Genomic DNA, 15388 nt, shown 5'->3' with positions numbered 1-15388 from the left:
CAGATTATTATGGCTTGTTATCTGCTCGCCTATTGCGCCGAACGACTTCTAAAATGTAGGACGAGGCGCAGCCGAATATGGAGCCAGTGCCGTGTTGTGGTTCGTTTTTCTTTTAGTCTCCCAAATTAAATTCAGGTTGTAAAATCTGCTTTTTTCCTTTTATTGAGCTTAGGTCCATTTGAATTGGATTGTCTAAGCTCAATACTTTGTCAATTTCAGTATTCCGAAAGCCTAAGATTTCAACAGAAACTACTTTCTTAAAGCTTGTAATAATCTTGACTTTGGTTTCTGGACAGTAAATCCCTGGTCTATACCTATCCCTTATCCCATTTTCCTTTAGGAAGGCTTCTAATTCTTCAGAGTTACTTACGGCTTCAATTGTCAAGTCGGGAGTTAGTGCAAAAGTCACTTTGAAGACATTGCTATTCTTGTCAAAGTAGTACCAACAGTTAAACTCGTCTGTGTGGGGTTTCCAAATAAAGGAACCTATTCCGACAGTGAATAGAGCCAGAACAGACAAAACGATAAAGCCAACTCTAAATGGCTTCCCAAATCCTTCTTGCCATACTTTATATATTAGAGTAAATAGGGAGAGAGCCAATAAAAGTGGAATCATTACTAAAATCCATCGACCAATATGCTGAAGGTCGTAAAGAATTAAGTAGCTGGTATGCTCAAAGTACCGTAGAAGCCAACCTATAGAGGTAATGAAAATAATAGTCCACCCTGTTTTTCTGTTGGAGAGTGAAACTATAAAACCCGACAGTGTTGCGACAGTCAACAGAAGGGTATAAAAACCAATACCGAACCATATGGTTCCAAAAAAGATTAGAAGCCCTACCAGTAACAGAATGAAGGTTAGTATCGGTATCAGTCTCTTCAATTTCCTTTTTAATTTATTAATTCAAATGCACCACAACTAACTCAAAAGCGCAAACATATGCTTTCCCGACAAACACCTGTCGGCTAAACGTCACACCACTTATGTTAAATATAAGAAATTATATAATACTGAATCTCACTTCCCTTCTTCTCGCAAAATAAGTTGGGCCGCTTCCCACAGATCGTTTACCTGCCAGGTATAGCTATCAGGCGCATACTTATCGCCTACTATGATGGAACGTATACCTACTTTCTGAGCAGCCTCCAGATCGCGGTGGGAGTCGCCTATCATCCAGCTTTGGGTGGGGTCTATGCTATACCTGGCCATGGCCCGCTCGAGCATCAGGCTATTGGGTTTGCGGGAGAGCGATTCGGAATGGTTGGGATGTGAGGGGGCGTAGTAGATCGCATCAATCAATTGACTGCAGCCGTCCTGCAGTTTCTGGTGACAGGCCATTACATCGGCCTTGGTATACAGGCCTTTGGCTATACCTCCCTGGTTTGTAACCACAATCAGCAAATAGCCGTTTTGCTTCAAAAGCGCCAAAGCCTCCGGCACGCCCGGTAGCACTTCAAAATCTTCCAAGGTATAGGTATAGTCTCCTCGTTCGCGGTTAAGTACACCGTCACGGTCCAGGAATACGCACTTTCGCTGCATTGTTTATCTATAGGTTGAGGCGCTAAAATTAGAATTATTACGTTGGATATGCATGCCCCGGCAGCAATACTGCAGCACAAAGGCGCAAATTTAAAGAGCTTACAGGCAAGAAAATATGAGAGTAGCGATAATAGGAGCGGGAATTTCGGGTCTGTCTCTGGCCTATTACCTGCAGCGGCAGGGCATAGCCTACGATCTGTTTGAGGCAGGCAGTGAGGTAGGTGGCAATATGCGTACCTTTCGCAAAAACGGCTATACCTTCGAGCTGGGTCCTAACACCTTACAAATGAACGAGGAGCTCCTGCAACTCATCACAGAGCTTAAACTGGAGACTGAACTGCAGCCACTAACTCCGCGCAATAACAAAAGGTATGTGCTGCATGGCGGCAAGCTACATCCGGTGCCCTCAAGCCCGAAATCTTTTCTGGCCAACGATCTTTTTTCGAAAGAAGACAAGTACAGGATCCTGCAGGAAAGGAAACAGCCAGCTGCCGAGGTCGAAAACGAAACTGTCTCAGACTTTTTTAAGCGCCGCTTCGGAGTGAAGCAAATGGATTTCCTGGCGGCTCCTATGATCAGTGGACTCTATGGTGGTGACCCCAGACAGCTGCTGGTCAACAAAGCGCATCCGGAACTCAAAGAGCTGGAAACGGAATTTGGCTCCGTGCTGGAAGGTATGGTGCAGAAAAAGAAGCGGGGCGTGTTCCAACGGGCCTTCTCTTTCCGAAATGGTATGTCTACGCTGCCCCAGGCCATAGCCGATAAGCTGATCTCGCTGCACCTTGAGCATAAAGTGGAGTTCATTACCCGTATCAAAGGCAAGTACATCATCAGTTGCGCCGCCAACGGCGACCACGACAATGAAGAGTATGACAAACTGGTGCTCGCCCTCCCTGCGCATCAGGCAGCCGAATTGATCGAGTTCACCTACCCAGGTATGTCGGCTGCGCTGCAGAACATCAACTATCCGCCGATGGCCGTGGTGCACACCGTGTACAACCGCGCCGAAGTAGGACACCCGCTGCAAGGTTTTGGGGCACTCCATCCCTGGGAAGAACAGTCTTTCACGTCTGGCTCTATCTGGACGAGCTCTCTTTTTGAGAACCGCTGCCGTTCCCATGAGGTTTTAATCACCTCCTATGTAGGCGGCACACGCTTTGCCGAGCATGCTCAGCTCGACGAGCGCAGCCTGCTCGAGCAGGTTCACCGGGAGCTCTGCCAAACCTACCAGATCAAGGCGCTGGCTCCTGTGTACCAGCACCTGCACCTGTGGCAACATGCCCTGCCTCAGTTCGACCTTTACATCGAAGACGCCCACCACATGGCAGAGGTGCTTGAACAGGACGGCCTGTTTATATCAGCTAACTGGTATGCCGGTGTTTCGGTGCCCGACTGCGTGCGTGAAGCTAAAGCCATTGCCACTAAAATTAATCCCCGCGCCGTTTCCCGCTCAATAGCCGAATAACTATATTTGCGGTATGAATGACTCGCTGGTGATCATACCGACCTACAACGAAAAGGAAAATATTGAGGCTATTATTAGGAAGGTGATGTCACTCCCCCACCCTTTCGATCTGCTGATCGTGGACGACAGCTCTCCGGATGGCACTGCCGATATCGTACGCACCCTGCAGCAGGAGTTTACAGAGCGTCTGCACCTGGAGTCACGTACCGGCAAACTGGGCTTGGGCACCGCCTACATTCACGGTTTCAAGTATGCGCTGCGCCAGGGCTACGAGTACATTTTTGAGATGGATGCCGACTTTTCGCATAACCCTGACGACCTGGTGCGCCTTTACCAGGCATGTGCCGCAGAAGGGCACCACATGTCTATCGGCAGCCGCTATGTGCAGGGTGTAAACGTGGTGAACTGGCCTATGAGTCGTGTGCTGATGTCGTGGTTTGCCAGTTTGTACGTGCGCCTGATCACCGGTATGCCCATTGCCGATACTACCGCTGGTTTTGTGTGCTACCACCGCAAAGTGCTCGAGACCATCCAACTCAACAAGATTCGCTTTGTCGGCTATGCTTTCCAGATTGAGATGAAATTCCTCACTTTTAAGTATGGCTTCAGAATCAAGGAGGTGCCGATCATTTTCACTGACCGCACCAAAGGTCAGTCCAAGATGTCGTCAGGTATATTTAAAGAGGCGGTGCTGGGCGTAATACGAATGAAAGTGAACAGTTTTTTCCGTCATTTCGACCGTTATTAGCTACCGGCTATACCTGGCCGACTGCTCATTTGCCCAAATATATTCTTGTGGTCGATAATGCTTATGCCGTGCTAAATCAGTTATCTTTACAGATGAAGCACAATTGTGTCTACTTATGTTTGTAGGCTAACATGCTCAGCACTTTAACCTATGGATGATATTCTTTTCTGGGTCATATTCAACGCCTTTATCCTACTGCTGCTAGGGCTGGACTTATTTGTGTTCCATCGCAAAGAGCATGTGGTAAAGATCAAAGAGGCGCTGCTCTGGAGCGCTTTCTGGATTGCCCTTTCGCTGCTCTTTAATGTGGGCATTTACTTCTGGAAGGGCTCTGGCCCCGCGATGGAGTTCCTGACAGCCTACCTGATCGAGAAATCGCTGAGCGTTGATAACCTCTTTGTCTTCATCCTGATATTCAGCTTCTTTAAAGTCCCGCAACAGTATCAGCACAAAATTCTGTTCTGGGGTATTATTGGTGCTTTGGTGCTTCGCGGAATCTTCATTCTAGTGGGTGTGGCCCTTATCGCCAAGTTCCACTTCATCATCTACATACTCGGTGCCTTTTTGATCTACACAGGCGCGAAGATGGCCTTTACCAAGCAGGATGATGAGCTTCACCCGGAGCAAAACCCTTTGATTGTGTGGGCAAGCCAGAAGCTGCGCTTCACGAAAACAGCTGTGGGTGGCAAGTTCTTCACCCGAATAGAAGGAAAGCTCCACGCCACACCACTCTTTCTGGTGCTGATTATGGTGGAGAGTACAGACGTGGTGTTCGCAGCCGATTCTATACCTGCTATTCTGGCTATTTCAAAAGATCCGTTCATCGTTTATACCTCCAACGTATTTGCATTGCTTGGCCTGCGAGCGCTTTACTTTGCTTTGGCCGGTATTATGCAACTGTTCCATTACCTGCACTATGGCCTGTCGCTGATCCTCGTTTTCATTGGTGCAAAGCTGCTCCTAAGCGATATTTATCACATGGATATGCGCTATGCCCTGTTGGTAGTAGCTGGTATTCTAACAGTATCGATTGTGGCCTCGCTCCTCTTCCCGAAAAAGGACAATGAGCTGCCGCCACCGCCTGATGCTAACATTCCTTAAAGAAGATTATGTAAGATTTTTAACTAAAATCTAATCTATATATTTGCTTTTGTGATTTTAAATGACTTCAATTGCAGAATAATTAAGAAGAAATGATTTTCGCTAACGCCTATATTTTTACAAATTCTAAGCTGGTGCCTCCAACGGGGCTCCCTGGTAGAACTTTGTGCGTTAGGTAAAACATCAACATACACAAATACCATAGGAGCCCCGCCACAAGCGGGGCTTTTTTGTTTTAAGGCATATTTTAAACTACATATACTCATGAGTACATCAGCACACAGCAGCATGAAGTTAGCAGGGCAGCAGAGCCAATTGGTAAGCAGTAAGCGACCAATGGTAATTGCAGGTCCGTGCAGCGCTGAGAGTGAAGGGCAAATGTTGCAAACCGCCCTTGGCCTGAAAAAGGTAAAAGGAGTGTCGGTATTCAGAGCGGGCATTTGGAAGCCGCGCACCCGCCCGGGTAGCTTTCAGGGAGTAGGCACGATCGGGCTGGAGTGGTTACGCACCGTGAAACAGGAAACCGGATTGCGTACTGCCTGCGAAGTGGCCAACGCCTCACAAACCGGGCAAGCCCTTAGTCACGGCGTAGACATCCTGCTGATTGGAGCCCACACGACGGTAAACCCTTTTCTGGTGCAGGAGATAGCCGATGCGCTAAAAGGCGTGCAGGTAGCTGTACTTGTAAAGAACCCTGTAAACCCTGACATGGCTTTGTGGCTGGGCGCCTTGGAGCGTTTGCACAACAACGGCATCTCGGATCTGGGCGCCCTGCACCGCGGCTTTTCTACCCTGGACAACGCGCCTTACCGCAACCACCCGAAGTGGGAGCATGCACTGGAGCTGCGCCAGCAGGTACCTAACCTGGCCATGTACTGCGATGCCAGCCATATAGCAGGTCGTCGCAGTCTGCTCCGTCCGGTAAGCCAGCGCGCCCTCGACCTGGGTTATGACGGCCTGATGGTGGAGTCACACCACAACCCTGCTGCCGCCCTAAGCGATGCACAGCAGCAGATCATGCCGCAGGAGTTGCACATGCTCCTGCAGGCCTTGAAAAAGCAGCATACACCAACTGAAAAACTGAAGCAAAACGCGCAGTTGGAAAAGCTTCGTAAGGAAATAGAGCACCTCGACGATGAGTTGCTGACCTTATTATCGCGCCGCACCAAAGTAACAGCACAGCTTAGCGATTACAGCAGACCGTCTGACCAGAACACTGAGACGCCGGACCCGGTACGCTGGGATCTGGTACTGGAAAATCTTCTGCACCAAGCCAGCAGCGCAGGTATAGACCAGTCCTTTGTGAAGACCATTTTCCAGGAAGTGCGTTCGCAATATGCCCGTACGCATCTTTACAACTACGGCCTGAGTTCGTAGTCTGGTTTGCGGGCATAACAAAACAGCCTGACAGCTTCTTATTTGAGAGCTGTCAGGCTGTTTTGTTTGTGCAATTGCCAGTAATTGGCTTATCAGTATTTGTGATCTGGTATTATTTATCAGCTTAATATCCGTGTTTGACCTCTGAGATTTTAGTACAATTCAGCGCACATTATTATAATTAAATGGCTTTTATTTAAAAATATTTATATAAATATATTTTAATAATAAAATTATTTATTACAATTTCACCATAACATAAGCACAACCTAAGTCAAACCACAAACCCTTATAAAAATCAAAATGAAAAGATTATCTACTATTACCATCGCGCTACTCATGATAGCCGGAACCTTCACAAGCTGTACCAAAGATTTGGATGAGGTAGGTTTGAATGCATCGAGTATTGATGCGGCTAAGGGAGGCGTGACTGATAACAATAGTGACAAAAAACTAGCCCCTGTAATAACTATTAATTTCTCAGAATCACCGGCTGTGGTTGGTAGACCGGTTACTATATCAATTACAGTAACAGAACCTTCAGCTAGCGAAGAAAAACTGACATCAGGAAACCTTATTTTACAGAGAATGACAGACTTAGGATGGGAATCTGTGGCTCATTCAGATGAGAAAAAGGCTGCACCTACTCTGAGCTATACCTTTACTCCCGATGCCGCTGGTACTATTCAGTGGAATACAAAGTATACTGGTGGTGGTAAGTCCTTTGAAAACACCGATACAAAAGTGGATCTTGAAGTTTTAGATAATTGCCAGAACACCGAATTAAGAGGCGAACTAATTAGCTCAACCAAATACGTGGGCTATACAGAATATACTGTAAAGTATACTTTTAAATCCTGCATAACAATCAATGGAGCCAAAATCCAGGGGGGCTTAACAGCATTTACTGAGCTTGTTTCAGCAATTGACAGTAAGAATGTCGAAGCAAATGAAGAAGACACTGCTATAGGCAATGATAAGAGCAACAGCAAAATTTCATGGCAGTTAGGCAATATAGCTTCCGGTTACAACAATACATTTACCATCACTTTCAAGAACTTTAAAAAGAACCAAGAAGATGAGATTACAGGTGGTTGGTCTGTCGAAGGCACAGATAATGCTGGTGAAAAAGTAAAAGTTGTTGCAGCCCCAATAACTTTAAACTAATAGCATACTCCCCTTCAAGTACAACAGGCTGCCCCACAGGCAGCCTGTTTTCTTTTCTCCTGGCAGCTATACCTGCTGTCTGTCGTAATTTTCTGCATTCCAATGGCACGATTAGGGTTACTCAGCTGTTAAGTGCTAAATTGCAGCAGAACAAAAGCATTAAAATATGAGAACCCCTATTTCAAGACTTCGCACTATCGGCATTTACGAAGGTATCTCTTACCTGCTCCTACTGGGCATTGCGATGCCTATCAAGTACATGGCTGGTATACCTGAGGTGGTGAAGTACACAGGCTGGGCACACGGCGTGCTGTTTGTGCTGTATATGATGTCGGTGTTGGAAGTGACGCTGACGCACAACTGGTCTATCAAGAAAGTAGCAGCTGCCGTAATTGCCTCGCTTCTGCCGTTCGGACCGTTCATACTGGATAAGAAATTATTGAAAGAAGAGGAAACCAGAAAAGAAGAGCCTGTTAAGCAGGTTGCATAGCAACAACACTCAACTATTTAGCCAATAGTATCAAAAAGGGCTGTCCACTTAGGACAGCCCTTTTTTCATGCCTCACTCATTTTTTAAAGACAAGCCAGACCGTCGGGCGATGGATTGCGCAATTGCGCTGGAGGCCAGGAGCTGCAAGGCGTGGTAGATCATAATAGGCAAGAGCATCAATCCCACCATATCAGCGTCAGGGAAAAGCATCTTCGCCATTACCGTGCCATGTACCAGCGACTTTTTGGAGCCACAGAAGATGGCTGTGATCCTGTCAGCAGGACTGAAACCCATCACACGGCTGACCAAATGCACGATGCCGTACACTAAGAAAAACAAACCGATCATGGCCAGGCCGAGCAGCAGCAGGTTTCCGATGCTGTACCCACTAAACATGTCGCGGGCAAAGGACTCGCTGAATGAGGTATAGACGATCAACAAAATGATGATCTGATCAGATAAGCGTAGCTGCTTGCGGTTGCGCTCCGCAAAAGCTCCCCAGTAGCGATGCAGCACAATGCCCAGGGTAACCGGCAGCAGTACCTGCAGTACCAGCTTGCCCATCACCTGCCCCATGTCGAAGTCTCCGGAGCCGGCCGTGAGGTATAGCCCCATCCAGAGCGGCGTGACAAACACACCTACCAAACTCGAAATACTGGCATTGAAAATAGCCGCCGGAATATTGCCCCCCGCGATTGATACCATCACTACCGATGAAGACACCGTAGAGGGCAATGCCGCCAAATAGAATGTCCCAAGCCAGAGCAACTCATACGGAGTGCCTTCAAAGAATCCATGTAGGGGCATGATCAGTAGCGGGAAAAGCAGAAAGGTAGAAGCCTGCACTACCAGATGGAGCCGCCAACTGCCCAGGCCGGCCCGAAGCTTTTCGGGGCTCAGGCGCAGCCCGTAAAAGAAGAAGATCAGGGACACCCCTATACCTGCTACATCACCCAGCGAGATAGGTTTCCGGTCTATACCTCCTTCCGGCCAAAGCCAGGCCAGCACGATCATTACGATCAACGCCAGCAGGAACCAGTCGAACCCGGCACGAACGAGAAGCTCCCGCACACTACGCACCCCAAAGCGAGGCTTGTTTACTTGGCAGTTAGGGTCGTCAGGTAGCGATGTCTGGGGTGTGCTCACAGGTATGTTTTCTTTAGTTGATTGAGAAGGCCAGGTATAGCCAGTCCCAAAACAAAACAACGGCCGGAGCAATTACAAGCGCCGGCCGTTGTTTCAGGTATAGTCAGGACTTAGAAGCCCAGCATATCAATTGTTTCTAGTTCAAATTCAGTGGTATCTTCATAATCGGCATCCGGCGCGGTCACGATCAGGTCGCGCGCACGGCCGTAGAGTCGCACATTTGGTTGCAGGTTTTCGTACTCGGCCTGCGAGATGAGGCCACGCCGCGCCATAATACCCCCGATAAGTCGATAATAACCTGACTTCCAGCTGCGGAGGTTGCCGTAACTGTCAAAAGAAGACCGGTAACGTTTCGGGCTAGGTATAATACTGGTCAAAAAGATGGACTCTGCCAGGTTGAGTTCAGATGGTTGCTTGCCAAAATAAAACCGCGAGGCATCTTTGGCACCGTACACGTCCGGGCCCCACTCAATGATGTTCAGGTATATTTCAAACATCCGGTTCTTCGAAATGATCTCCTCGTTTTCAATCAGCCATACGATGATGGCCTCCTCCACTTTGCGGGATACCGTTTTCTTACGCGTCAGGAACACGTTCTTCACCAGCTGCATCGAAATGGTACTACCACCACGCACAAACTCACGTTTCTTGATGTTGGTAGCAATAGCCTGCCGGAAAGCCTCTTCGTGGAAACCCTTGTGGCTATAGAATCCTGCATCTTCTGCCGTGAGCACGGCATTACGCAGGTATGGCGAAATCTGACTAATTGGTGCATAAAAGGGATTCGACGGCCCTACCATAAACGTGCGGATCGGTTTACCATACTCATACATGGTGTGTACAAAGGGCCCCTTCAGCTTATTCAGGTTTGCCTTGCCCCATTTCACAACCTTAAAGTCATCCGACGCATCCAGGTCAGAGTCAAATACCACACGCTCTACGCTATCGAGGTCGACATGGAATTTCATCTTGTACTGGAGCTTTCCTTCGGCCTGTATACCTTCCAGCGTCTCGAAAAGTCCGGTAGGCAGCGACTCAAAAAAGTCGTTGGCCGGCAACTCTTCTGTGCGCACTTTCAGGTCGATGATCTTGGAATTAGCATTGTTGTAGGAAGCGTAAACGTTGGCGCGGGCCTTGTTTACACGAACCTCTGTCAGGCTGTCCACCACAAATAGGTTCTGGCCCAGCGAAACCACATACTCAACCGCACCTTCGCGCAGAAAGATGGGCTCGTCGGCCAGTTTTTCGTGGTTCACAGTCAAGTTGTTTACCATCGCGCTGCCTTTTACGGTCAGTCTGTCGCGGCGGTAGCGTTTCTCTTTCATGCCCAGATGCAGGGTGTCAAAAGCCACTGTGCCGCTGAATTTCTCCTGGATATAAGGCAGCCTGATGCCCAACGTATCGGAGGCATAGAAACTTGCTTTGATATTGTAGTCGCGAGGGTTGATGGTACCCCTCACAAACATATTGTTGGTGAGAGAATCCGTACGGATGGCTACTTCCGACTCTATATTCCCGTCCTCAATTGTCAGGAACGGCATCCGCACGTCAATCACACGATTGGGCGAGGTATAGGAAACGTTCAGGTTACTGAAATGCACCTGATCAGGCACGTTATCGAAAGCCGTTTCGAGCACGCGGTTGAGCAATTCGCCGTAGTTGCGATCGCCTTTGGCAGCAGTATCGGCAGGCTGTGTGCTGTCTTTTTTTAGAAGAAACGAAAAGTTGTTGCGGTCTCCATCCTTTATAGCCGTAAGATAGCCATTGGCCACATTGAGTTCACGCAGCGCAATCCGCCCTTTAAAAAGAGAACGGAAACCTACCGTAGCATGCACGCTGTCTGTTTTAAAGAGTTGTGGCTGTCCGTGCGGAACAAGGGTTATGTCGCTCAATACCACGGAGGTAAGTCCGGTAAATGAGGCATTTCCAATGTTAAAATCAACAGGGTAGCGGCTCTCTACTTTCTCCACTACACGATTTACAGTATAGCTTAACAGGCTACTTCTAAATGCAAACAGGGAAATAATAAGGATTAGGAAAAGGCCCAGCACAACGCCGGCCCCTATCAGTATTCTTTTTTTCAATCGTTGGTTCAAAATATTAAGATGCGAATTACGCTAATTAGATTGAGTATCAAAATATAGTGCCTCTATAATATAGCACTTCATCACGCATACGTAACAGGCTATAGTTTGTGTTATCTAACCCGCATACGACCGTTGCCGGATTTAGATGTTCTAGTGAACATTTCACAGCACTGCCTCTTGCAAGAACAAGACCAAACATCTAGTTTACAACATTTTATAACAAATAAACAGCACTCGTAGCACTTACGTTCTTTTTGAAGACTGCTGTGTTGAATACATTTATTTGAGCGCTTAATAGTTGCTAAATAGGCACTTGCTCATTTGGCTCACGATGGCTTTAAGCTTATCTTTGACCAACGAAACATTCTCATTGCATGAACCTGACATCTCTAACGGCCATTTCTCCGGTGGACGGTCGCTACCGCCGCAACACAACAGAGTTAGCTGCCTACTTTTCTGAATTCGGACTGATCCGCTACCGCGTTCTGGTAGAAGTGGAATATTTTATTGCCCTGTGCGAGCTGCCATTGCCGCAGTTAACCGATGTGCCTCCTCATCAATTTCAGGAGCTGCGGGCGATTTACGAGCAGTTTTCAGAAGAAGACGCCCTGCGCATCAAGGAAACGGAAAAGACCACGAACCACGATGTGAAGGCGGTTGAATATTTCATCAAAGAAAAATTCGATACGCTGGGGCTCAGTCAATTCAAAGAGTTCATCCACTTTGGCCTGACTTCGCAGGACGTAAATAATACGGCTATACCGCTCTCATTGCGCGAAGCCGATGAAAGTGTGCTGATGCCGCTGTACCAACAGCTACACCAGACGCTGGTGAAGTTGTCGCAATCCTGGAAAGATATCCCGATGCTGGCCCATACCCACGGACAACCAGCCTCTCCTACCCGTTTGGGCAAAGAGATAATGGTGTTTGCAGAGCGCCTCGAAGCGCAAATGGACCAGGTAAACCAGGTGCCTTTTTCGGCTAAGTTTGGCGGTGCGACCGGCAACTTCAATGCCCACCATGTGGCCTACCCGGATGTGAACTGGCCAGGGTTTGGCAATCGCTTTGTGCAGGAAGCACTGGGCCTGCGCCGCAGCCAGTATACTACCCAAATCGAGCACTACGACAACCTGGCCGCTTATTTCGACGGCATCAAGCGCCTCAACACTATTCTGATCGACTTTTCACGCGACGTTTGGCAATATGTGTCGATGGGTTATTTCAAGCAGAAGATTAAGGCAGGGGAAGTAGGTTCTTCGGCCATGCCACACAAAGTCAACCCAATCGATTTTGAGAACGCTGAAGGAAACCTAGGTATAGCCAACGCCGTGCTGGAACATTTGTCAGCCAAGCTGCCTATTTCCCGCCTGCAGCGCGATCTCACCGATTCTACCGTGCTACGCAACATTGGTGTGCCGCTGGCGCATGTGGTCATCGCCCTGAAGTCGCTAGAGCGTGGCATTGGCAAACTGGAACTGAATGAAGCGGCTCTGCGCCACCACCTGGAAGAGAACTGGGCTGTTGTAGCTGAAGGTATACAGACGGTGCTGCGTCGCGAAGGGTACCCGCAGCCATACGAAGCACTGAAAGACCTGACCCGCAAAAACGAAAAGATTACTGAGCAGACGATATCCAGCTTCATCGATACCCTAGAGGTGAGCGATGCCATTAAGGCCGAGCTGAAAAAGATAAGTCCGTATACCTACACCGGTGTGCAATTGCTGTAAGGTATAGTAACTCAACATAAAAAAGCCCCTGCCGGATTATACCAGCGGGGGCTTTTTTATACCTGTGCTAATCGCTTACTGTCTCTGAGCAACTGGTCCGTTTACCTTGATCTGCAGCACCTGATAGCCCGCCTCTCCTGAAGCAGACAGCCCCTGCACGACTACCAGGTAGGTACCCGGCTGATCGGAGGTATAGAAGCTTACCTGCTCGTCTTTTCCAGGGTTCAGTTTGATCTCCGGAGTCCAGTGCAGGAGGTTTCTGAAGTCTGCCAGTCGGCTACGCTTCTGTTCCGGGGTGTCGTAAGTCGGTGCGTAGAACTCGCGTTTCTGCTGAAGTCCTTCGTAGGCCTGCATCAGTGCACGCGCATCCAGGTCAAAGCCTGCCAGATCGCCTCCGTAGGTATGATAGCTCACCAGCCCTTCGTAAGCCATCGGACCATGGAAGAAACGACTGGTAACCACATCCAGCTGCTTGACCTTAAGCGGGTCAAAGGCCATGATCTTGTCGATGTTGAAAACAGGCACGCCATCCAGCAGTACCATCGGGTTTTCGCGGAAGATTGATTTATACGGACGGTTCATGACCATCAAGTTAAAGCTGCGGCCGCGCAAACGAACCTGCACGCCCTGTACATACTCACGCATCACTTCTTCCATTACTTTAAAGCGCTTGTAATCATCGAGGAGGTAGCTCTCCGATGGCTGCCCGTAAAAAGCCGAGCTGTCTATACCTGGCGCCAATTGCCTGTTGCGGTAGGCGCCAAAATAAGCATGCTCCACCTGTACCTGCATGTGTCGATCAGCTATATCTCCTGCACGTGACTCAGTCAGTTGAAGCATGGAAAGTGGCCCGGAGGTATAGCGTGAAGAAAAAGGACTAAGCAATTCAAAGTGGTAAGTACTGTCTTTTGTGAAATCAGACTGCAGTACAAGATCCTTATTGCCATAATAGTCCTTCAGCTCAAACAACAGCTTGCCATCAGCATTACTTTGCGCATTGTAAAAACGGATGGGACGGCCCGGTGATGCCAGGTATGTCATGATACCCGGAGCAGGCTGCCCGGAACTCTTCTGCGTGACTTTCCCGAGGAGCAAGTGGCCATGGTTTTCCGACAAATAGGCATGTTGTGGCGCGTCTTTTTCCAGCACGTCCTCCCACTTAAAGCGGCTCCAGCCGTTGGTAAGCATCAGGTTGTCTACTGCCTGACGATCTGCCCTACCGGTATCTGAAAAATAGTAAGCGGGGTTTTCGATGGTGCCCTTCAGGTCTGATTCGAGCCAAATGTAGCTGTTGATATTCGCTTGTGGCTGCTGCTGCAGCGAGTCCAGTTTATATACCGCCATCGAAAGATTAGCCGGTGTTTGAGAGGATGCCTGCAGGGCAAGGCTCACCTTGTCGCGCAGGTTAAACTGTTGCTGCGGTGCCACCACCTGCAGGGCCAGTTCTTTTGTAGGGTATTTGAAATACAGCCGCTCGCTTACGGGCTGCCCTGCTGTGTTGAATACTGTGAAGTGCGTGATGCCGTCTGCCAGATCGGATTTGCTTACTCTGAACAAACCTTTGCCATTTTGCAGCAGCGATTTCTCAGAGCTGACTATCTGCTGTCGGGTATGACCCAGCAGGTATACCTGCTCATCTGGTTTGCCTACTGAACGCACCGCAATATACAGGTACTGGTCTGTGCTATCAGCCAGTTGTAAGGTATAGCCACGTTCGTATACCTGTGGCAGGGCCTGTTCCTGCGTACTTCCATCAGGCAACTTTAATTTTGCAGTATAGCGTTTGCCCTGCGCTGGCGTAAAGGCAAAACGGCCCATCCCGTACTTGTGTGGTGTGAGCGCTGCAACTGCATTTCCTTCCTGGTCGTGTACCTCTCCCGTTAATGCAGTTCCTTTACCACTCTGGCTTTCTGTTACCTTAAAAGCCACCTGGCTTGCTATACCTGCCAATAGATTCCCACCCTCTGGGAAGAACTGTAAGGTATAGCCTTTAGCTTTGGGGGCTTCCTGCTTCGGGAGTTGCTCAAAGGTGTTGATGATCGTTACCTGCTGCTGGAAATAAAATTCCGGATCGAAATTTTTCATCCAGCTCGTATAGGCCCGCACGGTATAGTTGCCAGTCCGGAGTATGGTGGGTAACTGAAAATAACCACTCCCAGTACCGTCTTTCATAGCTACTTTAGCCTGCAAAGCAGGTTTTTGGTCTGCATCCAGCAACTCGACATAAGTTACCTTACTCATATCGAGCGGACGGTGAAGGCTCCCGTCTACGTTGTATACCTTAAACCACATCTCATCGCCGCAGGCATACACGGGTCTGTCGATGTGCAGGTATAGCTTCTCCTGCAGCGATGCCTGTCGGTGCTTCTGCAGGCTTTTCACAGCCTCGTTATCCTGGCTGGACTGGGCACTTACAGTTCCTATACCTGCTATACCTAAGCCCAGGCAAAGTAAGGTGCGCAGGACATACCTTTTTCTACCAGACTGAGGTTCGTAATGTTGAAAGTTGTTCATCGCTTCGAGTGTTCTTTTCAGGTATA

12 protein-coding genes are annotated in these 15388 nt (G+C 48.6%); 7 read left to right on the top strand and 5 right to left on the bottom strand.

The genetic code is table 11. The features are described from left to right. Window positions 1-112: 112 nt before the first annotated feature. Both K3G39_RS14520 and K3G39_RS14515 read right to left on the bottom strand, forming a co-directional pair. On the bottom strand, window positions 113-616 hold the full coding sequence (locus K3G39_RS14520) for a hypothetical protein (protein ID WP_220626901.1): 504 nt from the start codon (window positions 614-616) through the stop codon (window positions 113-115). Window positions 617-1018: 402 nt separating this feature from the next. After that, on the bottom strand, window positions 1019-1540 hold the full coding sequence (locus K3G39_RS14515) for an HAD-IIIA family hydrolase (RefSeq protein ID WP_220626900.1): 522 nt from the start codon (window positions 1538-1540) through the stop codon (window positions 1019-1021). A 115-nt stretch (window positions 1541-1655) separates the two neighbouring features. Between K3G39_RS14515 and hemG the strand changes: the two genes are divergently transcribed. The 6 genes from hemG to K3G39_RS14485 all read left to right on the top strand — a co-directional run bounded on the left by hemG (window position 1656) and on the right by K3G39_RS14485 (window position 7888). Then, window positions 1656-3005 carry a protoporphyrinogen oxidase gene (gene hemG / locus K3G39_RS14510; RefSeq protein WP_220626899.1) on the top strand — a complete coding sequence of 450 codons (1350 nt, stop codon included), beginning with the start codon at window positions 1656-1658 and terminating at the stop codon, window positions 3003-3005. Between the two features lie 13 nt (window positions 3006-3018). Then, window positions 3019-3753, top strand: a complete 735-nt coding sequence (locus tag K3G39_RS14505; protein WP_220626898.1) for a polyprenol monophosphomannose synthase — start codon at window positions 3019-3021, stop codon at window positions 3751-3753. Window positions 3754-3903: 150 nt separating this feature from the next. Then, on the top strand, window positions 3904-4854 hold the full coding sequence (locus tag K3G39_RS14500; RefSeq protein WP_220626897.1) for a TerC family protein: 951 nt from the start codon (window positions 3904-3906) through the stop codon (window positions 4852-4854). Window positions 4855-5118: 264 nt separating this feature from the next. Then, the gene (locus tag K3G39_RS14495; protein WP_255594367.1) at window positions 5119-6231 is read left to right on the top strand and encodes a bifunctional 3-deoxy-7-phosphoheptulonate synthase/chorismate mutase type II; all 1113 of its coding nucleotides are present in this window, start codon (window positions 5119-5121) and stop codon (window positions 6229-6231) included. Window positions 6232-6534: 303 nt separating this feature from the next. Next, the gene (locus tag K3G39_RS14490; protein WP_220626896.1) at window positions 6535-7398 is read left to right on the top strand and encodes a hypothetical protein; all 864 of its coding nucleotides are present in this window, start codon (window positions 6535-6537) and stop codon (window positions 7396-7398) included. Between the two features lie 166 nt (window positions 7399-7564). Next, window positions 7565-7888 carry a DUF3817 domain-containing protein gene (locus tag K3G39_RS14485; RefSeq protein WP_220626895.1) on the top strand — a complete coding sequence of 108 codons (324 nt, stop codon included), beginning with the start codon at window positions 7565-7567 and terminating at the stop codon, window positions 7886-7888. A gap of 72 nt (window positions 7889-7960) precedes the next feature. Here the strand turns inward: K3G39_RS14485 and K3G39_RS14480 are convergent, their stop codons facing one another. Together K3G39_RS14480 and K3G39_RS14475 are read right to left on the bottom strand one after the other, a co-directional pair. Further along, on the bottom strand, window positions 7961-8968 hold the full coding sequence (locus tag K3G39_RS14480; protein ID WP_220626980.1) for a bile acid:sodium symporter family protein: 1008 nt from the start codon (window positions 8966-8968) through the stop codon (window positions 7961-7963). A gap of 176 nt (window positions 8969-9144) precedes the next feature. Next, window positions 9145-11118, bottom strand: a complete 1974-nt coding sequence (locus tag K3G39_RS14475; RefSeq protein ID WP_220626894.1) for a biosynthetic peptidoglycan transglycosylase — start codon at window positions 11116-11118, stop codon at window positions 9145-9147. Window positions 11119-11495: 377 nt separating this feature from the next. On the opposite strand from K3G39_RS14475, the gene purB reads away from it, so the two are divergent. Then, window positions 11496-12848, top strand: coding sequence for an adenylosuccinate lyase (gene purB, locus K3G39_RS14470; protein ID WP_220626893.1), 1353 nt, complete (start codon window positions 11496-11498; stop codon window positions 12846-12848). Between the two features lie 75 nt (window positions 12849-12923). Here the strand turns inward: purB and K3G39_RS14465 are convergent, their stop codons facing one another. After that, window positions 12924-15362 (bottom strand): hypothetical protein, encoded by a 2439-nt coding sequence (locus K3G39_RS14465; RefSeq protein ID WP_220626892.1) that lies wholly within the window; start codon window positions 15360-15362, stop codon window positions 12924-12926. Window positions 15363-15388: the final 26 nt, after the last annotated feature.

It is taken from the genome of Pontibacter sp. HSC-14F20 (genome assembly GCF_019599265.1).
Classification (GTDB): Bacteria; Bacteroidota; Bacteroidia; order Cytophagales; family Hymenobacteraceae; genus Pontibacter.
The sequence above is the reverse complement of the archived record's forward strand: the minus strand, read 5'-3'. Positions and strand labels throughout refer to the sequence as shown.